Origin of the sequence: Pseudomonas sp. dw_612, from assembly GCF_018449725.1 — a bacterium.
Lineage (GTDB): Bacteria > Pseudomonadota > Gammaproteobacteria > Pseudomonadales > Pseudomonadaceae > Aquipseudomonas.
This window is the reverse complement of record NZ_JAAVVC010000032.1, coordinates 21,344-46,625: the sequence shown is the minus strand read 5'-3', so window position 1 is coordinate 46,625 and position 25,282 is coordinate 21,344. Positions and strand designations below refer to the sequence as shown.

Sequence of the window (25,282 nt, the reverse complement as noted above, 5' to 3'; positions counted from 1 at the left end):
GTTGATCTTCGGTGTTCACAAATTATGTGTTCACAGGCGATCCATTGTGGGAGCGGGCTGGCTCGCGAAGAGGCCCTAAACCGCGACGCTAATCTGCTGCTTATCCACCGCCACCAATGTCTCAATCATCGCCCTTGCCGCCGGCGACAACCGAAACCCCGTGCGACTGACAATCCCGCACCGCGCATTCATGCTTTCAATGTTCTGCGGCAAGTTGCGCCAGTGCAGCAGCACCAGTGAACCCTTGGCAATGTCCTCGACAAACGCCTCTTCCGTGCCGATGCCGATGGCGTTCGATTGCAGCACCACTTTCACCAGCGCCGGAAAGTGCTCGGTCTCGATGGTCGGTGAAAAATCCATCCGCCCACTGAGGTTCGCCAGCAGTTTGCGAATGCCCGGCGGGATCAGCGTGGTGGCGAGCGGATAGTCGAACATGTCGTTGGTCGACAGGCTGTCCTTGACCAACAGCGGATGCCCCGGCCGGCAAAAAAATACACCGCGCTTGGGCGTCAGGGCCTGGGTCTGGAAGTTCGGGTCAGCCTCGAAATGGCGGATGTCGGCGATAAAGAATTCGATCTCTTCGCGGCTCAGGGCGCGGCTGAGTTTTTCCCAGTTATCCACCTGAAAACAGGTGCGCACTTTAGGGTGCGCGTTGATGAATTGCGCCACCGCGTCCGGCACCAGTTTCACCGCCGGCGCCGGGCCGCAACCGAAGCGCAGTTCACCGGCGTCGAGCTTGGTCATCTGCGTCACTTCGGCGCTGAGCAGCGCCGCGCCTTGCACCAGGGTCAGCGCGTGTTGCAGCACCACCTGGCCTTCGGGTGTCGGGCGCAAATCCTTGTTGCCACGGTCCACCAGCACACAGCCGAACTCTTGCTCCAGCCCCTGGATACTGCGGCTGAACGCCGGTTGAGTGATGCCCATGGCGTCGGCCGCGCGGACAAAACTGCGGTGTTCGTTGAGGGCGATGAAGTAGCGCAACTGGCGAAGATCCATATGCTTTTGCGGCATCCTAAAAATAGCTCGAAGGCATTTGCGACGAAGGTTGCTTGAGGTTTTAAATGCAAGCTCTTATTCCGTCAACGAAGCATGTGAATATCTATTAGACCTAAATTGAATATAGATAGAGCAATGTTTCGCAGGCGTTCAACCGTCAGCAGTCCGATCGAGGGTCTACCCATGAGCAATGCCGCTTTCGCTGTAAAACCCGCTGTTCACGCGCTGGAAATCCATCCGGTGGCCGGTCGGATCGGTGCCGAGATCCGTGGCGTGCAACTCTGCGGCGAACTGGATGCCGACACCGTCGAAGCGATCCAGCAGGCGCTGGTTCAATACAAAGTCGTGTTCTTCCGCGAGCAGACTCAACTCGACGATCAGAGCCAGGAAGCCTTCGCCCACTTGCTCGGCGAGCCGGTGGCGCACCCGACCGTGCCGGTGCGCGACGGCACTCGCTACCTGCTGGAACTGGACGGCGCTGAAGGCCAGCGCGCCAACTCCTGGCACACCGACGTGACCTTCGTCGACGCCTACCCGAAAGCCTCGATCCTGCGGTCGGTAGTGGCGCCGGCGTTCGGCGGCGATACCTTCTGGGCCAACACCGCCACCGCCTACAACGAACTGGCGCCGGAACTGCGTGAGTTGGCGGACAAACTCACGGCGGTGCACAGCAACGAATACGACTACGCCGGCGCCAAGCCTGACGTGTCGGCGGAGAAGCTGGAGCGCTACCGCAAGATCTTCACCTCCACCGTTTACGAAACCGAACACCCGGTAGTGCGCGTGCACCCGATCAGCGGCGAAAAGAGCTTACTGCTGGGGCATTTCGTGAAACGCATCAAGGGCTATTCACAGGCGGATTCGGCGCATTTGTTCGGGTTGTTGCAGAGCCACGTCACGCGGCTGGAAAACACCGTGCGCTGGCGCTGGAAGGCCGGTGATGTGGCGATCTGGGATAACCGTTCGACCCAGCATTACGCGGTGGACGATTACGGGACTCAGGATCGGATTGTTCGGCGGGTGACGTTGAAGGGTGAAGTGCCGGTGGGCGTGGCGGGGCAGCGGAGTCAGACGATCAAAGGCGTGTGAAACACGGACCCTGTGGGAGCGGGCTTGCTCGCGAAGAGGGAGTATCAGTCGATACAAATATTGACTGATACACCGCTTTCGCGAGCAAGCCCGCTCCCACAATTTGATCGGGTTACCACACCCCGATCTGGACTAACTTCTCGGTCTCGGGCTCGCCATAGCGAAACCGCTGCCCGCGCAAATCAATCTCCTGATGACTAATCGTCGTGCGCCGCTTCAGCCCGCGCACCCACTCGAACAAATACCCCGCATGTTCTTCGCGCACCGCCGCATACGCCGGGTCTGTGCCCAAATCCTTCAGCTCCTGTGGATCATTCAACAGATCAAACAACTGCGGCCGAAAGCCGTCGTACGCCAGGTATTTCCAGCGCTCGCTGCGCACCATGGTCATGCGGCAACGGTCGATGGGTTGTTCCAGACGCTCCCGCGCCGGGGCCTGGAAGGCATAGTCGTATTCGCTGATCGCGTAGCGGCGCCATCCGGTTTGCACGCCGTGTAGCAGCGGGATCAGCGAGCGTCCTTCGAGCCGGTGTTCAGCGCTCGGTAAACCCAGTGCCTCAAGAAAAGTCGGCAACGCATCAATGGTTTCCACCAGTCGATCATCCGCCGAGCCACGGGTGATATCCGCCGCCGCTCGCGGGTCGCGAACGATCAGTGGAATTCCCACTGCCGGTTCCAGCAAAAATTCTTTTTCCCCCAGGTAATGATCACCGAGGAAGTCGCCGTGATCGCTGGTAAACACAATCAAGGTGTCATCCCAGCGGCCATTGCTTTGCAGAAAATCGAACAACCGCCCGAGCTGATCATCGATCTGTTTGATCAATCCCATGTAGGTCGGCACCACGTTCAGGCGCACTTCATCGCGGGAGAAATTCAGGCTTTCTTCATGTTGTCGGAATGCGTTGTACACCGGGTGATCGCTTTCCTCGCCGCGCGCTGCGCGCACCGGTTCAATCACTTGCTCGGCGCCATACAACGCGTGATACGGCGCCGGGGCGATGTAGGGCCAGTGCGGCTTGATGTACGACAGGTGCAGGCACCACGGCTGTTCGCCCTGCTCGGCGATGAAGTCGATGGCGCGGTCGGTGGTGTAGACCGTTTCCGAGTGCTGCTCGGGAACGCGTGCGGGGAGATGGGCGTTGCGCATTTTCCAGCCGCTGAGGATTTCGCCGCGTTCGCCTTCGGCCGCGTTGGCCCAGTCGTGCCACGGATTGCGGCCCTCGAAACCGTGGTCGCGCAGGTACTGGGTGTAGGGCGCGGACTCGCGTTTGTCGTCGAAGATCGGATCATCGGGGAAGATGCCGTCGTGGCGGAAAAAGGGTTCGAAACCGACCTCGTTCAGCGTTTCGGCCTGATCGCTGGACGGGTCGATCGCCAACCGTTGCAAGGCATCCAGGTTGGGCGTGGCGTGGGTCTTGCCCACCAGCGCGGTGCGGATGCCATGGGGACGCAGGTAGTCGCCGATGGTCAGTTCTTCCAGGGGCAACGGCACGGCGTTCCACGCCACTTGATGGCTGCTGACGTAACGCCCGGTGTAGGCCGACATCCGCGAGGGTCCGCAGATGGTGCCTTGGGTGTAGGCGCGGCTGAAACGCACGCCGGCAGCGGCCAGGCGATCGATGTTCTGGGTGTGCAAGTGCGGGTGGCCGTAGCACGAGAGGTAATCGCGGCGCAGTTGATCGCACATGATGTACAGCACGTTGCGCACGGGGTTTTGGGGGTTGGACATAGAATTCACCGATCGAAAGACAGGCGAGGGTTTTCGCTGGTGGGGTGGGGTTGAGGCAAGTGCATTTGGAGAATGGGGTTTATGCAGTGGGTGCATTGGCGCCTGGTCTGGCCTCTTCGCGAGCAAGCCCGCTCCCACATTGGTATTGCGTCGTTCACAAATCCCTTGTGGGAGCGGGCTTGCTCGCGAAGGCGGCCTATCAGACGGCAAGATTCTCCAGCGAACACACCTCTTCATCCCGCTGATCAATCGCCTTGATCTGCGCAATCATCGCTTCGGCCAACGGCGACAACCGATACCCCGCCCGGCTGACAATCCCGTACCGCGTGTACATCTCCTCCAGATCATCCGCCAACCCATCAATCTTCAAACACACCAGTTCATCCCTGGCGAGGTGCAGCGCATCTGAATAGGCGCCGACGATCCCGATCGCATCCGATCGCATCACCACACTCAACAGGCTGTAGCTGTTTTCGCATTCCACATTCGGCGTGAAATCCGGGCGGCCGCTCAGGTCGACGATGACTTTGCGCAGGTTCGGCGGGCGGATGCTGACGGCCATCGGATAACTCATCAACGCCGCCGCACTGACGCTTTCACGTCCCGCCAGTGGATGTCCGGCGCGGCAGCAGAAATGCCATTTGCGTGGGCGCAGGCGTTGGGTCAGGTAGTCGGGGTCCGCTTCGAAGTAGCGGGTGTCGGCGACGAAAAACTCAAACTCCTCACTCAACAATCGCTTGCTCAGGCTCTGCCAGTCGTCCACCTGAAACTGCACCCGCGCTTTCGGGTAGCGCCCGATGAAGGCGCCAATCGCCCGCGGGATCAACCCCGCCGCTGGCGCCGGGCCGCAACCGAAGCGCAATTCGCCGGCCTCCAGGCCATTGAACTGGCTGATCTCGTTGGCCATCTGCTGCGCGCCGCTGACCAGTCGTCGCGCATGTTCGAGCAACACCTGGCCCTGTTTGGTCGGCGCGAGGTCCTTGCGTCCGCGATCCACCAACTGGCAACCGACGCTGTGTTCCAGCGCCTGAATGCTGCGGCTGAACGCTGATTGCGAGAGGTTCACCGTCAGCGCACCCGCGACGAAACTGCGCTGGTCGGCGAGGGCGATGAAGTGTCGGAGTTGGCGCAAATCGATATGCATTTTTCACATAAAAAATATCGGGCAAATGCATTGGATATGCATTAGGTCGACTCCTTATAAAGGCAATCTCTTATGCAGTAAATCTTTGTAAAAACATAAATAAATAACTTTAAAGAATATGCATTGCTGAATGTCACTGCGTGTTTTTTGATCAGGAGCCGCCCCATGAGTCCGTTGAACCTTGCCTCGCCCCTATCGCCCCGACGGCTCAAACGCCTGCCCCTGGCCCTGTTGCTGGCGGGGAGCGCCCAGGCTTATGCGGCGGACACCTCCACCGCGTCAGCGGCTCCCGCCGGCAAAGCCACGGCCGACAGTTCGCAACTGGAAACCGTGACCGTCACCACCCGCCGCCGCGAAGAAAGTTCGCAGGACGTGCCGACCCCAATGAGCGTGGTCAGCGGTCAGGTCCTGGAAACCCAGCGCGTCTATCGCATCCAGGATTTGCAACAACTGGTGCCCAGCGTCAACGTCGCCTACATGCATGCGCGCCAGTCCAGCGTGTCGATCCGGGGCCTGGGCAACAACCCGGCCAGTGATGGTCTGGAGGGCAGCGTCGGGCTCTACATTGACAACGTTTACCTCGGCCGGCCGGGCATGGCGGTGTTCGACCTGATGGACATCGAACAGCTCGAAGTCCTGCGTGGTCCGCAAGGCACGCTGTTCGGCAAGAACACCACCGCCGGCGTGATCAACATCAGCACCCGGGCGCCGTCGTTTACCCCGGAACGCAGCATCGAAACCTCGGTGGGCGAGGACGGCTACTTCCAGACCAAGGGCACGATTTCCGGGCCGTTGAACGACGAACTCGCCGGACGCTTTTCGGCTTATCGCACCCGCAGCGACGGCGATATCAAGAACGAATTCAACGGCCATGATTTGAACGGCGGTTCCCGCGACGGCTTCCGTGGGCAGTTGCTGTACAAGCCCAACGAGTCGTTCAGCCTGCGCTGGATCGGCGATTACAACGAAGAGGATTCCAGCGCCGGCACCCGTGTGCTGTATAGCACCGGGCCGACCATCAATGGCGTCAACCTCTATGAGTCACGGGCCGCTGCCGCCGGCGCTACGCTGGTCAACGGCACCCACCGCAAGGTCAATCTGGACAACGATCAGCATGTCACGGTGCATCAGGGCGGCACGTCGCTGGAGGCCAACTGGACATTGCCGAGCGACTTCACCCTGACGTCGGTCAGTTCCTACCGCTGGTGGAATTTCACCCCGCGCAACGACGACGGTTTGAACGTGCCGGCGAGCTACAACGCCGGGGTTTCGGTGGAAGATAAGCAGTACTCTCAGGAATTTCGCCTGGCTTCGCCCAAGGGCGAATTCTTCGACTATGTGCTCGGCGCCTATTACTTCGGCTCGGACCTGGACAACAAGTCTTTCTCCTATTACGGCCCGCAAGCGGACATCTGGAACGGCACGCCACGGGGCGCGCTGGCCAACGTCAGCAGCGTCGGCAACGGCCATATCGAAACCAACAGTTTTGCACTGTTCGCCCAAGGCACCTGGCACCTCACGCCACGTCTGGATTTCACCGCTGGTGTGCGCGGCACTTATGAAGAGAAAAACGCCTGGGTGACGCGCGATGCGCCGGTCGGTGGCGCGGCTGTCACGGGTGCGGCGGCCACGGCACGACGCGGTCGTGCAGGCGCCTACGATTCCGGCGATTTGAATCAGTACAGCTCCAGTCCTTCTGGCCTGTTGAACCTCAGCTATCGCTTTACCGATGACTTGCTCGGCTACGCGACGCTGTCCCACGGCGAGAAATCCGGCGGCGTGAACCTGGCGGTCGGCTCCGCGCCAACGGCAGGTGCCGATTCACTGTTGATCGGCACCGAGCGCGCCAACAACGCCGAACTCGGGTTCAAAAGCACCCTGTGGGACCGGCGCCTGCAACTCAACGCCAACGTGTTCTGGACCCAGGTCAACGCCTACCAGACCAACGCCTACGACTACGACAATCGCGTGCAATACCTGACCAACGCCGGTTCCGTGCGCTCTCGCGGCGTGGAAGTCGAAAGCACGATCATCCCGTTGCGCGGCCTGACCCTGAACCTCAACGGCTCGTTCAACGACGTCAGTTACCTCTCCTACAAAGATGCGCCGTGCCCGCCGGAAGTCAGCCTGGCCCCGGGCGCCCCGGCCTCGTGCGACCTCAGCGGCCATCAGGTGGTCGGCGCGTCGAAATGGATCGGCAACGCCAACGGCGAATACAAATGGAACCTGAGCAACGGCTTCGAAGAATACGTCACCGCCAGCTATGCCTTCCGCTCCAAAGCCGTGGGCACGGTGGAGGATTCCGACTACGGGCAGATCCCGAGTTACGCCGTGGTCAACTTATCCACAGGTCTGCGCGGCGACTTCAACCAAGGTCAGTGGGATGTGTCGTTGTGGTTGAAAAACGCGTTCGATAAAACCTATTACACGACGCTGTGGACAGGCGGGAATGGCGGTTATGAAGGCTTGCTGGGCACGCCGCGCACCTTGGGCGTAACCGGTCGCTACGATTTCTGAATCGGCTTAGTGCTGACGGAAGTAATGTTTGAAAGTTTTGGAATAACTTATGAAGACTCTGCATAGTGGATATCGCGTTTTCGTCGAATAATAAGTGCGTTTGGCCGTGGACAATAAGTGATTGTCGAACCATGCTCTGTTTCGTGAGTTTCCAGGAGGAAACTTGCTCTCATCGGAAGACACTTATTTAACAGATAAAGGAAGTCGAACCATGTCGAGCATTAATGGTACTTACGTAAACTCCAATGCTGGCGCCAAACTGGTGATTACCGACGGTAATGATTCCAACGGCACATTCAGCGGCACGTTCAGCCAGGGCGGGGTGAACTACGATGTCAGCTACGGGCACTACCACTTCCAGAACAGCACCGGGCAACCGACCACCATCACGTTCGTCGGCCTGAATGGCAGTAGCGGTTTCCAGGCGTGGTCATTGTTCTCACCGGATCACAACTATTCAAAAGTTCGTGCGGTGGGTTCGCGTACTAACTTTGACGGTGAAGTAGTTGGTCTGGCTGGAGAATTCATCAAGCAATAAACAATTCTGTGAAAAGCAACAGGCTGATGCATGAATGTGCATCAGCCTGTTTTTGTTTGTGGGCAATACTCGCTGTTGTTAGTTGTTCCTCATCCTATTTCCCTATAAATCGATGCCTTCCGCGAATACTTTCAATGCTTGAAAAGCATCGTTTTCCCGATGCTCCGCTGCAAGCCTTGAACGACGTGGCTTTGGCGGAATTGATCGTTTTTTATATTCGATTCAGATCTATCCATAACTTTAAAGATTACTTTAAGAGATAAGCGTCTGGCCCAATGATTGGCCCGTCGATACGCCTCGCGGGGGATTCAGTGCGGGGTGTCATCGGGTTATTCGCAAAGAGACCGCAGGGAGTTAATCAATGGGCAATGTCCAGACCGCCGCCGGCGCACATGAGGTGCTCTGGCGCCAGGCGCCGAGTGGCGAGTTGGTCGACCTCGGCCGGGCGCATCGCGTGCCCTTGGGCCAGTTGCGTTTGCAGCGGGCGCCCAAGGGTATTTTGAGCCGACGCGAAGCGATCCTGCTCGGCGTGCTGGCGCTGCTGGTGCACGGTGCGGTGATCTATTGGGTCAACCAGCAACCGATCAAAGAACTGCCGATCGTGCCGCCGGAAATTCCGCCGATGACCATCGAGTTTTCGCGCCCGGCGCCGCCCGTGGTCGAGCCGCCACCGCCACAACCGGTTCAGCCGGTGGTCGAGCCTCCGCCGCCCGTGGAAGACGAGTTGGCTGTGAAACCGCCGCCCCCGAAACCGATTCCCAAACCAAAACCGGTCGCCAAGCCTGTACCGAAACCGGCTCCAAAAGCTGTCGAGCAACCCCCGGCACCACCACAACCGACAGCGCCTGTCGCGGCGCCTGCGCCGCCCGCACCACCGGCGCCCGCGCCAGTGACTCCGGCATCGGCCAACGCCGCGTACCTGAAGAACCCGGCGCCGGAATACCCGTCCCTGGCTCAGCGTCGCGGTTGGGAAGGCACGGTGTTGTTGCGGGTGCATGTGTTGGCCAATGGCAAGCCCGGGGAAATCCAGATTCAGAAAAGCAGTGGTCGCGATCAACTCGACGAGGCCGCGCTTAATGCGGTGAAACGTTGGAGTTTCGTACCGGCCAAGCAAGGTGATGTGGCCCTGGATGGCTGGGTCAGCGTGCCCATCGATTTCAAGATTCATTAAACCGAAACCAATTTCGCGCGAAAAATTTACACGAGGGAATACATCATGACGTTACTGGCCTCTCCACTTGAATCCATCGAAAGCGCGGTGATCTGGCTGCTGGTGGTTTTTTCCGTTGCCACTTGGGGTTTGGCGTTGCTCAAAGGCGTGCAGTTCGGTCGCCTGAAAGCCCAGGATCGCAAGTTTCATAAACAGTTTTGGGCCGCTTCGAGTCTCGACGCAGCGGCCGAGTTGAGCGAAACCCAACCGGGCGCCGCGGCGCGTGTGGCCCAGGCCGGTTATGCCGCGATTCAGGTCGGTGAAGCGCCGCCGGCGAATGATTTGAGCCAGGCGATCAACCATCAGGATCGTCTGGAGCGCGCCTTGCGTCAGCAGATCGTCCGCGAGCGTCGTTCGCTGGAAACCGGGCTGGCGGTGGTCGCGAGTATTGGCAGCACCTCGCCGTTCATTGGTTTGTTCGGCACGGTGTGGGGGATCATGGAAGCGTTGAAAGGCATCAGTGCGGCGGGTTCGGCGAGCCTGGAAACCGTCGCGGGTCCGATTGGTGCGGCGCTGGTTGCCACCGGCGTGGGGATCGCCGTCGCGGTACCGGCGGTGCTGGTTTACAACTACTTTTTGCGGCGTCTGAAACTGACGGCGGCGGACCTGGATGACTTCGCCCATGACTTCTACAGCCTGGCGCAGAAGAGTTCGTTCCGCCTGCTGATTCACCCGACCTCGCACAAAGTGGTTGCCCAGGGCGGCGCGCAGAAAGTGAAGGAGGCGTCCTGATATGGCGTTCTCCACGCAAGACAGTGATGAGGTGCTGAGCGAAATCAACGTAACGCCGCTGGTGGACGTGATGCTGGTGCTGCTGGTGGTGTTTATCGTCACCGCGCCGCTGCTGACCAACGCGATCCCGATCAACTTGCCCAAGACCGAGGCCGTGGCTCCGGTAGAGCAGAAAGATCCGCTGGTGGTGAGCATTGATGGCGCCGGCAAGCTGTTTATCAACAAGGACGAGATTCAGCCGGACTTGCTGGAATTCAGCCTCAAGTCGGCCAAGGCCAAGGACCCCGAAGTGCGCGTGCAATTGCAGGCTGATGACGGGGTGAATTACGGCGAAGTGGCGCGGGCGATGGCTTCAATTGAGCGGGCGGGGATTACCAAGTTGTCGGTGATTACCGCGCGATAAACTTCTACAGTTTCCGGGGCCGTCTCCTTGGCAGGGTGCGGCCCTTTTTTTTGCGTAGGACTTGGGATCCACCCCTCACCCCAACCCTCTCCCCAAAGGGGAGAGGGGGCCGATCTTCATGCTATTCAAACCGGAGTTCGCCTCGGACGTTCAGGTCGATGCAGCTCGAATGAACAACTCAGTCAGTCCCCTCGCCCCCTTGGGGAGAGGGTTAGGGAGAGGGGTGGTTCTAAAGCCAGGCACAAATATCCAATCCACCTCACATATGCAATTAAGGTCTTAATAAATAGCTTCTTATTCCTTAACGAATATAACTCTCGTCCCTATACTCCATCAGGAACAGACACGCAGCAGGAGAGCTCCCCCATGCGCAACGAATCAATTCGCTACCTGATTGTGCCGGGCTGGCAAGGATCGCCAGAAGATCATTGGCAAACACATTGGCAGAACAGTCTGCCGAACAGTGCGCGGGTAGAGCAGGCCGACTGGCTGACACCGCGCCGTGAAGACTGGGTCGCCGCATTGGCCGAGGCGATTGCCGCCGACAGCACGCCGGTGATCCTGATCGCCCACAGCCTGGGTTGCATCACCGTTGCCCATTGGGCGGCGACCGCGCCTTTGCAGTTTCTGCGTCAGGTGCGCGGTGCCTTGCTGGTCGCGCCAGCGGACGTCGAACGTCCGGCCTGCTCGCCGGCCCTGCGCAACTTTGCACCGATCCCGACCACGTTGCTGCCGTTCCCGAGCCAGGTGGTCAGTTCCGATAACGACAGCGCCGTCAGTGCGCCGCGAGCGATGGAACTGGCCCGCAACTGGGGCGCCGAGGCGGGCATTCTGGCGGGGGCCGGGCATATCAACGTCAAGTCCGGTCACCAGCGCTGGGAGCAGGGTTTCGCTTACCTCTATCGCCTGCAAAACCGCATGGAACATCACGCCTTGCGCCGCGCTTAAATTTTTTTGTTAACGCCCCCCGTCTCCCGGCGGTTTTGGGCGGGAGTCTGCCATGAGTTTTGAAGCCTTCGGTCAGCCATTACTGACCTTCCCTGACGCCGAAAAAAGCCCACTGAGCATCCGCGCCAAAGCGCTGGTGTTCGTCGATCCACGCTCGCGGCAGTTGCGCCAGGAGCTGGAACAACTGGCACCGCGCGCTATTTCAGTCCTGATTCGCGGTGAAACCGGCAGCGGCAAAGAATTGCTCGCGCGGCACATCCATCGTGCCAGTGATCGTGGCGGGTTGTTCGTGTCGGTCAATTGCGGCGCGATCAGCCCGACCTATGCCGATGCTGAATTGTTCGGTTATGCCGCTGGCAGCTACACCGGTTCGGCCAGCAGTCGTGCCGGTTGGTTCGGCTCCGCCAATGGCGGGACGCTGTACCTGGATGAGATCGGTGATTTGCCATTGCCGATCCAGATCAAATTGCTCTCCGCGCTGGAAAACCACGAAGTCACCCGCGTCGGCGCGCACCAGCCGAGCCCGGTGGACGTGCGCCTGGTCGCCGCCACCAGTATCGACCTGGCTCAAGCGGTGGCGGCGGGGAAATTCCATGAACGGCTTTATCACTACCTCAGCGAAGGCCAACTCGAACTGCCGGCGCTGCGTGAGCGGGTGGGCGACATTCTTTCCCTCGCGGAATACTTTCTGGGCATCTATAGCCAGCGCCTGGACCTGCCGGTGCCGCTGATCAGCGAAGCGGCGCAGCATGTGTTGGAGGCGCACAGTTGGCCGGGCAATACCCGGGAACTTGAGAACGTCATTCACTTTGCGCTGCTGGTGAGTACTGGGGATGAGATCTTGCCCGAGCATTTAAACCTGCCGGAGGCGTTGCCGTCGTTGCTGCAGATTGAGCGGCAACTCAAGCGAATCCTCGCCAGTGGTTCCGCCGCCGAGCAAACAGCCCTGAAACAACTCCTCCACAACGCCGGCCTTCTGTAGGAGCAAAACTTGCTCGCGAACCAGGCGACGCGGTGTGTCAGGAAGAACACCTTCCCCTGTAGGAGCAAAGCTTGCTCGCGAACCAGGCGACGCGGTGTGTCAGGAAGAACACCTTCCCCTGTAGGAGCAAAGCTTGCTCGCGAACCAGGCAGCGCGGTGTGTCAGGAAGGAAGCCTTCGCGGGCAAGCCTCGCTCCTACGGGTAAATGTGCGGATTAGAGCGGGCGGTGGTTGTATGAACAAAATGGAATATCAAAGTGAATAAAAGATATTGTTCGGGAATAAAAAATCCCGGTATTGTCCGCTTCACGCCAGCGATAGCACTTCACTGGCACTCGTACTAGAAGCCGTCGTCATTGGCGACCGTGATTTTCGATAAGGACACTGCATGAAAAAGGTTCTGTTGTTCACCGCATTGGCGGCTGCCCTGACTGCAAGCCTGGCCCAGGCCGGCGAGAAACTGGTGGTTGCGGCGACCCCGATCCCGCACGCCGAGATTCTGGAACTGATCAAACCGACCCTCGCCAAAGAAGGCGTGGATCTGGAAATCAAAGTCTTCACCGACTACGTTCAACCGAACGTGCAGGTTGCCGAAAAGCGCCTGGATGCCAACTACTTCCAGACCAAGCCGTACCTGGATAGCTTCAACAAAGGCAAAGGCACCAACCTGGAAACCGTGATCGGCGTCCACGTTGAACCGTTCGGTGGCTACTCGAGCAAATACAAATCCCTGGCTGATCTGCCAAACGGCGCGACCATCGCGCTGCCGAACGAAGGCAGCAACAGCGGCCGTGCCCTGATCCTGCTGCAGAAGGCTGGCCTGATCGAGCTCAAAGACCCGAAAAACGCGTTGGCTACGCCGAAAGACATCGCCAAGAACCCGCACAACTTCAAGTTCAAGGAACTGGAATCGGCCATGCTGCCGCGTGTTCTGAAGGAAGTTGACCTGGACTTGATCAATACCAACTACGCGCTGGAAGCAGGCCTGAACCCGGCTAAAGACGCGTTGGTCATCGAAGGTGCAGATTCGCCTTACGTGAACTTCCTGGTCGCTCGTCCGGACAACAAGAACAGCGACGCTATCCAGAAACTGGCCAAAGCCTTGACCAGCCCGGAAGTGAAAGCGTTCATCGAGAAGAAATACAGCGGCGCGGTATTGCCGGCGTTCTGATTCGACGCAGCCTCAAACCCCTTCAAGGTTTCAACGCCGACGGCTGTTATAGCGTCGGCGTTTTTTGTTACGCCAGAAGATCAAAAGATCGCAGCCTCGTTTCACTCGACAGCTCCTACAGAGATACGCGAACCCGTGTAGGAGCTGCCGAAGGCTGCGATCTTTTGCTTTTAAGGGTTCTAGGCCACCCCGGCCTTCAACGCCCGGCGCAACGCCACCAGCAATTTCACGATGTCCTGCGGGTCCAGCCGTTGCGGCACTTTTGCGTCAGCCATTTTTCTCTTCCTTGTGATGGTTTGGCCGGGGAGTCTGGCCAAAAGCTGTACGTCCTTGGAGGGGCAAATTGAAAAAAAGATCCTTCCTACAGCGCAAAGGAAAATAGTCGTGTTCCGTTGCCACCGCAAATCCGGGGGATAGTTTTTTGCGTGATATCAATATGCTTTAACGGTATTTAAATTCTTATTCTTATGCCTTTAAAGTCGGTGCCTGCCGGGTGGTTATCCATCGCCCATGGACTGCACCACCGTCGCTTACCGAGCGACGTTCAGGATGTTCAATGACCTTCGATTACGCTTTTATCCTCAGCACCCTGCCGGCGTTTCTCAAAGCCGTGGGCGTGACGCTGCAGGTCGGCTTCATTGCCATCGGCACGTCGCTGCTGGTGGCGCTGATCAACGCGACGATTCTGGTGTTCCGCACGCCTTACCTGCAGCGCCTGGTCGGGTTGTATGTGGAGCTGGCGCGTAACACCCCACTACTCATTCAACTGTTCTTCGTTTACTTCGCCTTGCCGGCACTGGGCATCAGCGTTTCGGGATTTGCCGCGGCGATCATCACCATGACGTTTCTCGGCGGCGCCTACCTCACCGAAGTGCTGCGCGCCGGTGTCGATGCGGTGCCCCAGGCGCAACTCGAATCCGGCCGCTCCATCGGTTTGTCTCACGGCCAATTGCTGCGCTACGTGATCCTGCCGCAAGCCGGCATCCTCAGCCTGCCGTCGCTGTTCGCCAATTTCATCTTCCTGCTCAAGGAAACCACCGTGGTCTCGGCGGTGGCGGTGCCGGAGATTCTCTACACCACCAAAAGCTACATCGCGCTCTACTACAAAACCTACGAAATGCTCGCCGTGCTGACGTTGATTTGCGTGCTGTTGTTCTTGCCGCTGTCGCTGCTGCTCAGCCGTCTGGAAAGGAGGCTCCAGCATGGCCAGTTCGGGTCTTGAGTTGCTGTGGGTGTCGTTGCCGCAACTGGGCAAGGGCGCTGCGCAGACTTTGTCGATTTCCTTTCTGAGCATCGCCATCAGCACCGTCGGCGGCGTGCTCTACGGCGTGTTGCGCACGCTGAATTCGAAGTGGCTGAACGCGATCTTGCGGGTCTATCTGGAACTGTTCCGGGCGATCCCGGTGCTGGTCTGGCTGTATCTGCTGTTCTTCGGCCTGCCGATTTTCTTTGGCTTGAGCATTCCGAGCTTCTGGTGCGCGGTGCTGGTGCTGTCGCTATGGGGCGCCAGCGAGGTCGGCGAAGTGGTGCGTGGCGCGCTGCTGTCGTTGCCGCGCGGCCAGCGTGAAGCGGGGTTGTCGATTGGCCTGAATGGCCCGCAGCTTTACGGCTACGTGCTGTTGCCCCAGGCGCTGAAACGCATGACACCACCGACCATCAACGTCTACACACGGATCATCAAGACCAGCTCCCTGGCAGTGTTGATCGGTGTGGTGGACGTGATCAAGGTCGGCCAGCAGATCATCGAGCGCACCTACGAATCGGTGCTGATCTACGGCGCGCTTTTCCTGTTTTTCTTTTTCATCTGCTACCCGCTCTCGGCCGCATCGCGCGTGCTGGAGCGGCGCTGGACGCAAGCATGAGCGCATTGATCGAGTTCAAGGGTTTCAACAAGTTTTTCGGCGAGCAGCAGGTGCTCAACGAGATCGACCTGAGTGTGAAACCGGGCGAAGTGATCGTCATCCTCGGCCCCAGCGGCTGCGGCAAAAGTACGTTGCTGCGTTGCCTCAATGGCCTGGAAGTCGCCCACAGCGGCAGCTTGAAATTCAATGGCCGCGAGCTGCTGGACAAGGGCACCGACTGGCGCGATGTCCGGCAGCAGATCGGTATGGTGTTCCAGAGTTATCACCTGTTTCCGCACATGAACGTGCTCGATAACCTGCTGCTCGGCCCGGTCAAAGTGCAAAAACGTGATCGCCGCGACGCCCGCGCCCAGGCCGAAGCGTTGCTTGAGCGTGTGGGCTTGTTGGACAAGCGCGACGCCTATCCGCGCCAGCTCTCCGGCGGCCAGCAGCAACGCATCGCCATCGTCCGTTCGCTGTGCATGAACCCCAAGGTCATGCTCTTCGATGAAGTCACCGCCGCCCTCGACCCGGAAATGGTCAAGGAAGTGCTGGAAGTGATTCAGGGCCTGGCCCGCGAAGGCATGACCCTGTTGATCGTCACCCACGAAATGGCCTTCGCCCGCGCCGTGGCCGACCGCATCGTGTTCATGGATGCCGGGCGCATCCTCGAGCAAAACCCTCCCGAGCTTTTCTTTACGAACCCGCAAACCGCACGAGCGCAGCAGTTCCTGGAGAAATTCTCCTACGTCGAAGCCCTGCCCAAAAAGACTCAAACAAAGGAACTGGAACTGCTATGAAAACTGCCAAGTCTTCACTCTTTTTACTGCCGCTGCTCGGCCTCGCGCTGCTGGCCGGCTGCAACAAATCCGAAGAACCGCCGAAGCCGAAAGTCGCCAGCGAAAACGCGGCGCCGGCCAGCTATCTGGACAAAATCAAGGCCCGGGACAAGCTGATTGTCGGGGTTTTCACCGACAAGCCGCCGTTCGGTTTCGTCGATGAGGCCGGGCGCTACGTCGGTTTCGATACCGACATCGGCCGCCAATTCGCCAAGGATTTGCTGGGCGATGAAAACAAAGTCGAGTTCGTCGCCGTGGAGCCGGCCAGCCGGATTCCGTTCCTGCAAAGCGACAAGGTCGACCTGATCCTGGCCAACATGACCGTGACCCCGGAGCGCAAGGAGGCGGTGGAATTCACCAACCCGAACCTCAAGGTCGCGGTGCAGGCCTTGGTGCCGCAGGGAAGCTCGGTGAAGAATCTTGATGACCTGGCGAGCCGCACCACCATCGTCACTACCGGCACCACGGCTGATATCTGGCTGACCAAGAATCACCCGGACTGGAAACTGCTCAAGTTCGAGAAAAACTCCGAGTCCCTGCAAGCCCTGGCCAATGGTCGCGGCGATGCCTATGCCCAGGACAACCTGGTGCTGTTCAGCTGGGCCAAGCAGAACCCGGGCTATCGCGTGCTGGAGCAAACCCTGGGCGCCGAAGCGCCGATTGCGCCAGCCGTGAAGAAGGGCAACATCGAGCTGCGGGACTGGGTGAATGTCGAGTTGGCGAAGTTGGGTGAGGAGAAGTATTTGCTCAAGCTGTACGACCAATATGTGCGTAAAGAACTGAGCGATGACACCAAGCCGGAGAGCGTGATTGTCGAGGGTGGGAAGTGGCAGGGGTGATCTTCTGCTGACCTCTGTTGATTCTGCGGTGAGGCTGAGAGCCACCCCTCACCCCAGCCCTCTCCCCAGAGGGGAGAGGGGGAAAGGGAGCCGATCTCTGTCGCTTTCAAAACCTGAGTTCAGCTCGATTTTTCAGGTCGATGTAGCTCTAAGAACAACTCGGTCAGTCTCCTCGCCCCTTTGGGGAGAGGGTTAGGGTGAGGGGTGGTTCTAGCTGACACCCCTCAATCCGGCCAATGCCACGCCGGCTCATCCAGCAGCCGCTGCCCGACGATCCCGGTCTGGCCCAGGGTTTTCTCCAGGACAATGCAATTGCACTCCGGGTCCTCCTGCAACGCCGAGATCAAGCGCCGGGCATGGGACACCACCCACACCTGACACTGCCCGGACACACGGATAATCAACCGCGCCAACGCCGGCAACAGGTCCGGGTGCAGGCTGGTTTCCGGCTCGTTCAGCACCATCAGCGACGGTGGCCGAGGCGTCAGCAGCGCGGCGACCAACAGCAGATAACGCAGCGTGCCGTCCGACAATTCCGCCGCCGACAGTGGCCGCAGCAACCCTTCCTGATAAAACTCGATGGCGAAGCGTCCACCCTGCAACGGCGCGATGTTCAACCGTGCGCCGGGGAACGCATCGCTGATGGCCGCTTGCAAAGCCTCTGGATCGCCAATTTCGCGGATGGTCTGCAACGCCGCCGCCAGGTCGCGGCCATCGTGATGCAGCACTGGCGTGCGCGTACCCAGTTGCGGTTGGCGCACCGGGGCGTCGGCGTCACTGCGAAAGTGATCGTAGAAGCGCCAGCGGCGGATGAATTCGCGCAGGTGCATGACTTCCGGTGAGGTGCGAAAACTGCCGACCTGATCGAACAGGCTGTCGAAGTTCGGCGTGTGCTGGGCCAGCACGTCCCAGTTGCGGCCCTCGCGGGCACGAATCATCGGGCCTTCGCGGTCCACCAGCAGGCTGGCCGGGCGATAGAGCGGCCCGGCCCAGATGCATTCTTTTTTGATTTCCGGGTCGAGGGAAAAGTAGGACTGTGTCGGCGCAGGCAACCCCAGGGCAATCGAATAGCTGAAGTCTTGCCCGGCAAATCCCAAGCGCAGGCGTTTGACGCTGTGGCGCACGGTGGACTCGATTGGCACTTCGCCGCTGCGCATGCGCCGGGTGATGTTTTCCGGCCCGGCCCAGAACGTCGAATCCAGCCCGCCCTCACGGGCCAGCGCATTGACCACGCCACCCTGGGCGGTTTCCGCCAGCAGGCGCAACGCACGGTAGAGGTTGGACTTGCCGCTGCCGTTGGGGCCGGTGATTAGGTTCAACCGACCCAGCGGGATCACCAATTTATTGATCGAGCGGTAATTGGCCACCGCGAGGGTTTTGAGCATAAGAGCTTCCTGCTGCATAGGCGGCCAGTTTGCCTTATTGTCGGCCACACCGTGACCTGTAGCAGCTGGCGAAGCCTGCGTTCGGCTGCGAAGCAGTCGTGAAGTCAGACACCGCGGTGTATCAGGCAGACTGAGTACTCAGGTTTGACGACTGCTTCGCAGCCGAACGCAGGCTTCGCCAGCTGCTACAAAGACAGCGGTTTGATCACATTATTTATCGCGGTCAGTGCACCCATTGAACCCTGTTCTAAGCTCACAGTCGTATCGTCACTTGCACGTTCGTACAACGAAAAGGAGTTTGCATGGCGGGTAGCGGATTGAAAATCATGGTGGGGCTGGGCGTTTTCGCGCTGCTGACCGCTTGCGGCGATAAAAAACCGGTCGAAAAAGACCTGCCGCGGGTCTTCGTGCAAGCGGTCAATCCTGCGGATTACGCCGCTTCTGTGACCCTCACCGGCGATGTCCAGGCCCGGGTGCAGACCGAGTTGTCGTTCCGCGTCAGCGGCAAGATCATCCAGCGCATGGTCGACGTCGGTGACCGGGTGTCCGCCAAGCAGGTGCTCGCCAAACTCGATCCGAAAGACCTGCAGACCAACGTCGATTCGGCCCAGGCTCAGGTCACCGCCGAACAGGCTCGGGTCAAACAGACCGCCGCCGCGTTCGTGCGCCAGCAAAAACTCCTGCCCAAGGGCTACACCAGCCAAAGCGAATACGATGCCGCCCAGGCTGCATTGCGCAGCAGCCAAAGCGCCCTGACCGCCGCCCAGGCGCAACTGGCCAATGCCCGGGAACAACTGAGTTACACCTCGCTGATCTCCGAAGCGCCGGGTGTGATTACCGCGCGTCAGGCCGAAGTCGGCCAGGTTGTGCAAGCCACGGTGCCGATCTTCAGCCTGGCCCGGGACGGTGAGCGCGACGCCGTGTTCAACGTCTACGAATCGCTGCTGGCCGAGCCGCCCTCGGATAAATCTGTAGTGGTCAGCCTGCTCGACAACCCCGCGATCAAAACCACCGGCACGGTCAGGGAAATCACCCCGGCGGTGTCCGCACAGACCGGCACCGTGCAAGTCAAAGTCACCCTCCATGGCTTGCCCGACGGCATGCAACTCGGCTCGGTGGTCAGCGCCACGGCGAAGACGCCGGGTAAATCGGCGGTGGAACTGCCCTGGTCAGCCCTGACCAAAAACCTCAGCGACCCCGCCGTATGGCTGGTGGACGCCGACGGCAAGGCGCAACTGCACACCGTCACCGTCGGCCGCTACCTGACCGGCAAAGTCATCATCAGCGGCGGTCTGGAGGGTGGCGAAAAAGTCATCATCGCCGGTGGCCAGTTACTGCACCCGGGAATGAAAGTGGACATCGCCGAAAACACCTACAAGGATTTGGCACCGGGAGCCGACCAATGAAGCGCCTGATGCTGTTGTCCGCCGGCCTGCTGCTGGTCGCGTGCTCGAAAAAAGAACCGCCGCCCGAGCCCGTGCGCCCGGTGCTGTCCATCGAAGTCAAATCCCTGAATCAGGAAGACCTCGGCCGTTTCGCCGGCAGCATCCAGGCCCGCTATGAAAGCAATATCGGCTTCCGCGTACCGGGCCGCATCGCCAGCCGTAATGTCGACGTCGGCGCCGAAGTCGAGAAGGGCGCCCTGCTCGCGACCCTCGACCCCACCGATCAGCAGAACCAATTGCGTTCAGCCGAGGGCGATCTGGCGCGCATCCAGGCGCAATTCATCAACGCCCAGGCCAACGCCCGCCGTCAGCAAGCGCTGTTTGATCGCGGCGTCGGCGCCCAGGCGCAACTGGACATCGCCCAGACCGACCTGAAAACCACCCAGGCGTCCCTTGATCAAGCCAAGGCTGCGGTCGATCAGTCCAAGGACCAACTCAATTACGTGCAGTTGCGCACCGATCACAAAGCCATCGTCACCGCCTGGAACGCCGAGGCCGGGCAAGTCGTCACCGCCGGCCAGCAAGTGGTGACCCTGGCGCAACCGGACATCAAGGAAGCGGTGATCGACCTGCCGGACACCTTGGTCGATCAACTGCCGGCGGACGTGGTGTTTCAGGTCGCCGCGCAACTGGACCCGAGCATCACCAGCACCGCGATCATTCGTGAAATCGAACCCCAGGCTCAAAGCGCGACCCGCACCCGTCGCGCCCGCCTGACCCTGACCGACACGCCGCCAGGCTTTCGTCTCGGTACGGCGATCAGTGTGACCCTCAGTTCCGCGATCAAGCCGCGTCTGGAATTGCCGGTCAGCGCGCTGCAAGAAGTCGATGGCAAAACCCGCATCTGGGTCATCGACCCGCAAAACCAGACCGTTTCCCCACGGGACGTCAGCCTGATCAGCCGCACCGATTCAACGGTGGTGCTGGCCGACGGCGTGAAGTCCGGTGAGCGCGTGGTCAGCGCCGGTGTGAACAGCCTGAAACCCGGGCAAAAAGTCAAAATCGACGAGGAAAGCCCGCGATGAAAGGGAGTTTCAACTTATCCGAATGGGCCCTCAAACATCAGTCGTTCGTCTGGTATTTGATGTTCGTCGCGCTGCTGATGGGCGTGTTCTCCTACATGAACCTCGGTCGCGAAGAAGACCCCTCGTTCACCATCAAGACCATGGTCATCCAGACCCGCTGGCCCGGTGCGACCCAGGAAGAAACCCTCAAGCAGGTCACCGACCGCATCGAGAAAAAACTCGAAGAGCTCGACTCCCTCGACTACGTGAAAAGCTACACCCGACCCGGCGAATCGACGGTGTTCGTGTACCTGCGCGACACCACCAGCGCCAAGGACATCCCGGAAATCTGGTACCAGGTGCGCAAGAAGATCAACGACATTCGCGGCGACTTCCCCAAAGGCCTGCAAGGGCCAGGGTTTAACGACGAGTTCGGTGATGTGTACGGTTCGGTGTATGCCTACACCGCCGATGGCTTGTCGATGCGTCAATTGCGCGACTACGTGGAGCAGGTGCGGGCGGCGATTCGTGATGTGCCGGGGCTGGGCAAGGTCGAGATGGTCGGCGAGCAGGATGAAGTCCTGTACCTGAACTTCTCCACGCGCAAACTTGCCGCGCTGGGCATCGATCAGCGCCAGGTCGTGCAGAGCCTGCAATCGCAGAACGCCGTGACCCCGGCGGGTGTGATCGAGGCCGGGCCGGAACGGATTTCCGTGCGCACCTCCGGGCAGTTTGCTTCCGAAAAAGACCTGGCCAACGTCAACCTGCGCCTCAATGACCGCTTCTATCGCTTGGCCGACATCGCTGAAATCAGCCGTGGTTACGTCGACCCGGCGACCCCGGAATTCCGCTTCAACGGTCACCCGGCGATCGGCCTGGCGATTGCGATGAAGAAGGGCGGCAACATCCAGGAATTCGGCAAGGCGCTGCATCAACGCATGACCGACCTGACCGCCGACCTGCCGGTGGGCGTTGGCGTGCACAACGTCTCCGACCAGGCCGACGTGGTGGAAAAAGCCGTCGGCGGCTTCACCAGTGCGTTGTTCGAAGCGGTGGTGATCGTACTGATTGTCAGCTTCATCAGCCTCGGCGTGCGCGCCGGTCTGGTGGTGGCGTGCTCGATTCCGCTGGTGCTGGCGATGGTCTTCGTCTTCATGGAATACAGCGGCATCACCATGCAGCGGATTTCCCTCGGCGCGCTGATCATCGCCCTCGGCCTGTTGGTGGATGACGCGATGATCACCGTCGAGATGATGGTCACGCGCCTGGAAATGGGAGAGACCAAGGAGCAAGCGGCGACGTTCGCCTACACCTCGACCGCGTTCCCGATGCTTACCGGCACGCTGGTGACGGTGGCCGGGTTTGTGCCGATTGGCTTGAACGCCAGTTCCGCCGGTGAGTACACCTTTACACTGTTCGCGGTGATTGCGGTGGCGATGCTGGTGTCGTGGGTGGTCGCGGTGCTGTTTGCCCCGGTGATCGCTGTGCACATTCTCAGCGCCGATGTGAAACCGCATTCCGCCGAACCGGGGCGCATCGGGCGGGCGTTCAATGGCGGCATGTTCTGGGCCATGCGCAATCGCTGGTGGGCCATCGGCATCACCATCGCGTTGTTCGTGGGGGCGGTGTTCTCGATGCAGTTTGTGCAGAACCAGTTCTTCCCGTCCTCGGACCGCCCGGAAATCCTCGTAGACCTCAACCTGCCGCAAAACGCCTCGATGGATGAAACGCGCAAGGCGGTGGACAAGCTTGAAGCGACGTTCAAGGATGACCCGGACATCGTGCGCTGGAGCACCTACATCGGCGAGGGTGCGATCCGTTTCTACCTGCCCCTCGACCAGCAATTGCAGAACCCGTACTACGCGCAATTGGTGATCGTCAGCAAAGGCCTGGAATCGCGCACCGCGCTCAGCCAACGTTTGCGTGAGCGGCTGCGCAAGGATTTTGTCGGCATCGGCAGTTACGTCCAGGCCCTGGAAATGGGGCCTCCGGTCGGACGGCCGATCCAGTACCGAGTCAGCGGCAAGGACATCGATCAAGTGCGCAAACACGCGATCGAACTGGCCACCGCCCTCGACCAGAACTCGCACATCGGCGAAATCATTTACGACTGGAACGAGCCGGGCAAAGTCCTGCGCATCGACATCGCCCAGGACAAGGCGCGGCAACTGGGGCTGTCCTCGGAAGATGTGGCCAACCTGATGAACAGCATTGTCGTTGGTTCGCCGATCACGCAGGTGGACGATGATATTTACCTGATCAACGTCGTGGGCCGCGCCGAAGATGCGGAACGCGGGACGCCGGAAACCTTGCAGAACCTGCAAATCGTCACGCCGGGCGGTACGTCGATTCCGCTGCTGGCCTTCGCCACCGTGCGGTATGAACTGGAGCAACCGCTGGTGTGGCGCCGGGATCGCAAACCGACCATCACCATCAAGGCTGCGGTGCGCGACGAGATTCAGCCGACCGACCTGGTGAAACAACTGCAACCGACCATCGACAAATTCGCCGCCGGGTTGCCGGTGGGTTACAAAGTCGCGACGGGCGGTACCGTCGAGGAAAGCGGCAAGGCCCAGGGGCCGATTGCCAAGGTCGTGCCGCTGATGCTGTTCTTGATGGCGACGTTCCTGATGATCCAGTTGCACAGTGTGCAGAAGCTGTTCCTGGTGGCCAGTGTTGCGCCGCTGGGCTTGATCGGCGTGGTGCTGGCGCTGATCCCGACCGGCACGCCGATGGGCTTCGTGGCGATCCTCGGGATCCTGGCGCTGATCGGCATCATCATCCGCAACTCGGTGATCCTGGTGACGCAGATCGACGCGCTGGAGAAGGAAGGCCTGGCGCCGTGGGATGCGGTGGCGCAGGCGACGGAGCATCGGCGTCGGCCCATTTTGCTCACCGCTGCGGCGGCGAGCCTGGGGATGATCCCGATTGCGAGGGAGGTGTTCTGGGGGCCAATGGCCTACGCGATGATTGGCGGGATCATCATCGCGACGTTGCTGACGCTGCTGTTTTTGCCGGCGCTGTACGTGGCTTGGTACAAGATTCGCGAGCCGAAAAAAGAAGTGCGGTAAGGCGAGCGCTTCGCGCTCTATTCGCGAGCAGGCTCGCTCCCACAGTGGAACGCATTCCAATGTGGGAGCGAGCCTGCTCGCGAAGGCGTCGATGCTGACTACACCGGCTTACGGTAAGGCACAAACCCTGTGGGAGCGGGCTTGCTCGCGAAAGCGATTTAACATTCAACATCTCTGTTGTCTGACACACCGCTTTCGCGAGCAAGCCCGCTCCCACAGTGGAACGCATCCCAATGTGGGAGCGAGCCTGCTCGCGAAAGCGTCGGCCTTGCCTACGTTGATTTACGCCAAACGCTGGCCAACCAAGGCTGCTGCTCTCGGGGCAACCCCGCCGGCCGGTAGTAATGCTCCAACTCGACAAACCCGGCCTCGATCAACAACGCCTGCCACGCCTGCAAATCGTGATAAGCCCCATACCGCGGCCCATTCCAGCCTTCCTGATTCTCACCACGAGGATTGGAACTGAACAACACCCCACCCGGCTTCAACGCCCCGCGCAATTCCTTCAATACCCGAGGCAATTCCTGGCGCGGGATATGGAACAACACTGCATTGGCAAAAATCCCGTCGAAGCGCTCGGCCGGCAGATCCAGCTTCAGGAAATCCTGCTGCCAGACCTCGCAACCGCTGTCCTCACGGGCCATTTGCGCAAATTTTTCCGAGCCATCGAGGCCGACGGCGGTGTGGCCCATGCGCGTAAACGTCTGCAAATCCCGCCCCGGCCCGCAGCCGAAGTCGAGAATGCTGAACGGCGCTTCACCTTGGATGTGCCGCAGCAGCGCGTCGATGTTTTGGCTGACATCGTGATCACGCGTCCCCTCGCGAAACCCTTCGGCCACCGAGTTGTAATGGCCCAGGGTGGTGGCAGTGATCTTGTCGAGGTCGTCGGGGGTTTGTTTCATGGTGGGCTGCGCAGGCAAAGGGAGATGCGCAAACTATAAGCGCTTTCGCGCTTTAAAAGATCGCAGCCTGCGGCAGCTCCTACAGGGATCATGCTCGACACCCTGTAGGAGCTGCCGAAGGCTGCGATCTTTTGATCTTGCCTTAGCCCTGCTTCATGCCCAGGCAATCAATGGAGCGATCAACCATTGCTTTGGCAATCTCCAGTAAATGCCAGATGGAAAACACCATGACTCGGTCAGCCCCCTTGAGCTGATCACCACACTGATACGCCGTGACTGAGGCACAACGCAGCAGGTCAGCCACATAGAGTTGGGTGTCTTCAAAGCTCACATCGTCACTGACGTTGTAGAAACGCAGTTCATCGGGCGCCGAAGGCTGTTCGCCGGTGAGGTAGAAATCGATTGCACGATAGAGCGCGGATCGGTCTCTGAGCGGGGCGTCGGTTTCAGGGGCGTTGGAGGGTGGATCGGGAACGGGTCTTTTCATGGGCGTTGCTC

Annotated in this window: 22 protein-coding genes; 16 read left to right on the top strand and 6 right to left on the bottom strand. The window is 59.9% G+C overall.

Features of this window, described 5'->3' with window-relative positions:
- Nucleotides 1-75: 75 nt before the first annotated feature.
- The gene (locus HB680_RS30845) at nt 76-996 is read right to left on the bottom strand and encodes a LysR family transcriptional regulator (protein ID WP_054047883.1); all 921 of its coding nucleotides are present in this window, start codon (nt 994-996) and stop codon (nt 76-78) included.
- Between the two features lie 183 nt (nt 997-1,179).
- Here HB680_RS30845 and HB680_RS30840 point away from each other — a divergent pair, with 183 nt between their 5' ends.
- The gene (locus HB680_RS30840) at nt 1,180-2,085 is read left to right on the top strand and encodes a TauD/TfdA family dioxygenase (RefSeq protein ID WP_213942063.1); all 906 of its coding nucleotides are present in this window, start codon (nt 1,180-1,182) and stop codon (nt 2,083-2,085) included.
- A 112-nt stretch (nt 2,086-2,197) separates the two neighbouring features.
- Here the strand turns inward: HB680_RS30840 and HB680_RS30835 are convergent, their stop codons facing one another.
- Nucleotides 2,198-3,814 (bottom strand): alkaline phosphatase family protein, encoded by a 1,617-nt coding sequence (locus HB680_RS30835; protein WP_213942062.1) that lies wholly within the window; start codon nt 3,812-3,814, stop codon nt 2,198-2,200.
- A 199-nt stretch (nt 3,815-4,013) separates the two neighbouring features.
- A complete protein-coding gene (locus HB680_RS30830) occupies nt 4,014-4,958 on the bottom strand; it encodes a LysR family transcriptional regulator (RefSeq protein ID WP_213942061.1) in 945 nt (314 codons plus the stop codon).
- A gap of 165 nt (nt 4,959-5,123) precedes the next feature.
- Between HB680_RS30830 and HB680_RS30825 the strand changes: the two genes are divergently transcribed.
- From HB680_RS30825 to HB680_RS30770, 12 genes are all read left to right on the top strand, one after another.
- Nucleotides 5,124-7,475 (top strand): TonB-dependent receptor, encoded by a 2,352-nt coding sequence (locus HB680_RS30825; protein ID WP_213942060.1) that lies wholly within the window; start codon nt 5,124-5,126, stop codon nt 7,473-7,475.
- A gap of 211 nt (nt 7,476-7,686) precedes the next feature.
- Nucleotides 7,687-8,013 (top strand): hypothetical protein, encoded by a 327-nt coding sequence (locus HB680_RS30820; RefSeq protein WP_213942059.1) that lies wholly within the window; start codon nt 7,687-7,689, stop codon nt 8,011-8,013.
- A 361-nt stretch (nt 8,014-8,374) separates the two neighbouring features.
- Nucleotides 8,375-9,184: an energy transducer TonB gene (locus HB680_RS30815; protein WP_213942058.1), complete on the top strand. Its 810-nt coding sequence runs from the start codon at nt 8,375-8,377 to the stop codon at nt 9,182-9,184.
- Nucleotides 9,185-9,229: 45 nt separating this feature from the next.
- The gene (locus tag HB680_RS30810; RefSeq protein WP_213942057.1) at nt 9,230-9,955 is read left to right on the top strand and encodes a MotA/TolQ/ExbB proton channel family protein; all 726 of its coding nucleotides are present in this window, start codon (nt 9,230-9,232) and stop codon (nt 9,953-9,955) included.
- Between the two features lies 1 nt (nt 9,956).
- Entirely contained in the window at nt 9,957-10,358 is a 402-nt protein-coding gene (locus tag HB680_RS30805) for a biopolymer transporter ExbD (protein WP_213942056.1), read from the top strand.
- A gap of 366 nt (nt 10,359-10,724) precedes the next feature.
- Nucleotides 10,725-11,306 (top strand): alpha/beta hydrolase, encoded by a 582-nt coding sequence (locus tag HB680_RS30800; protein ID WP_123515925.1) that lies wholly within the window; start codon nt 10,725-10,727, stop codon nt 11,304-11,306.
- Between the two features lie 52 nt (nt 11,307-11,358).
- Nucleotides 11,359-12,288 (top strand): sigma 54-interacting transcriptional regulator, encoded by a 930-nt coding sequence (locus tag HB680_RS30795; RefSeq protein WP_213942055.1) that lies wholly within the window; start codon nt 11,359-11,361, stop codon nt 12,286-12,288.
- A 387-nt stretch (nt 12,289-12,675) separates the two neighbouring features.
- Nucleotides 12,676-13,458, top strand: coding sequence for a MetQ/NlpA family ABC transporter substrate-binding protein (locus tag HB680_RS30790; RefSeq protein WP_213942054.1), 783 nt, complete (start codon nt 12,676-12,678; stop codon nt 13,456-13,458).
- A gap of 556 nt (nt 13,459-14,014) precedes the next feature.
- Complete coding sequence (locus HB680_RS30785) at nt 14,015-14,680, top strand: amino acid ABC transporter permease (protein ID WP_054047861.1); 666 nt, start codon at nt 14,015-14,017, stop codon at nt 14,678-14,680.
- On the top strand, nt 14,661-15,320 hold the full coding sequence (locus HB680_RS30780) for an amino acid ABC transporter permease (RefSeq protein ID WP_213942053.1): 660 nt from the start codon (nt 14,661-14,663) through the stop codon (nt 15,318-15,320). The genes HB680_RS30785 and HB680_RS30780 overlap by 20 nt, the downstream gene beginning before the upstream one ends.
- Nucleotides 15,317-16,099 carry an amino acid ABC transporter ATP-binding protein gene (locus tag HB680_RS30775; RefSeq protein WP_213942052.1) on the top strand — a complete coding sequence of 261 codons (783 nt, stop codon included), beginning with the start codon at nt 15,317-15,319 and terminating at the stop codon, nt 16,097-16,099. The genes HB680_RS30780 and HB680_RS30775 overlap by 4 nt, the downstream gene beginning before the upstream one ends.
- A complete protein-coding gene (locus HB680_RS30770; protein ID WP_213942051.1) occupies nt 16,096-16,977 on the top strand; it encodes a transporter substrate-binding domain-containing protein in 882 nt (293 codons plus the stop codon). Before HB680_RS30775 ends, HB680_RS30770 begins: the two co-directional genes overlap by 4 nt.
- 224 nt (nt 16,978-17,201) lie before the next feature.
- On the opposite strand, the gene HB680_RS30765 is transcribed toward HB680_RS30770, so the two are convergent.
- Nucleotides 17,202-18,362, bottom strand: coding sequence for an AAA family ATPase (locus HB680_RS30765; RefSeq protein ID WP_213942050.1), 1,161 nt, complete (start codon nt 18,360-18,362; stop codon nt 17,202-17,204).
- 302 nt (nt 18,363-18,664) lie between these two features.
- Here HB680_RS30765 and HB680_RS30760 point away from each other — a divergent pair, with 302 nt between their 5' ends.
- The 3 genes from HB680_RS30760 to HB680_RS30750 are packed head-to-tail and all read left to right on the top strand — an operon-like array spanning nt 18,665 to nt 23,882.
- Nucleotides 18,665-19,768, top strand: coding sequence for an efflux RND transporter periplasmic adaptor subunit (locus HB680_RS30760; protein WP_213942049.1), 1,104 nt, complete (start codon nt 18,665-18,667; stop codon nt 19,766-19,768).
- Entirely contained in the window at nt 19,765-20,832 is a 1,068-nt protein-coding gene (locus HB680_RS30755) for an efflux RND transporter periplasmic adaptor subunit (RefSeq protein ID WP_213942048.1), read from the top strand. The genes HB680_RS30760 and HB680_RS30755 overlap by 4 nt, the downstream gene beginning before the upstream one ends.
- Nucleotides 20,829-23,882: an efflux RND transporter permease subunit gene (locus tag HB680_RS30750; protein WP_213942047.1), complete on the top strand. Its 3,054-nt coding sequence runs from the start codon at nt 20,829-20,831 to the stop codon at nt 23,880-23,882. Before HB680_RS30755 ends, HB680_RS30750 begins: the two co-directional genes overlap by 4 nt.
- A 272-nt stretch (nt 23,883-24,154) precedes the next feature.
- On the opposite strand, the gene HB680_RS30745 is transcribed toward HB680_RS30750, so the two are convergent.
- Entirely contained in the window at nt 24,155-24,784 is a 630-nt protein-coding gene (locus HB680_RS30745) for a class I SAM-dependent methyltransferase (RefSeq protein ID WP_213942046.1), read from the bottom strand.
- 142 nt (nt 24,785-24,926) lie between these two features.
- Nucleotides 24,927-25,271, bottom strand: coding sequence for a hypothetical protein (locus tag HB680_RS30740; protein WP_213942045.1), 345 nt, complete (start codon nt 25,269-25,271; stop codon nt 24,927-24,929).
- Nucleotides 25,272-25,282: the final 11 nt, after the last annotated feature.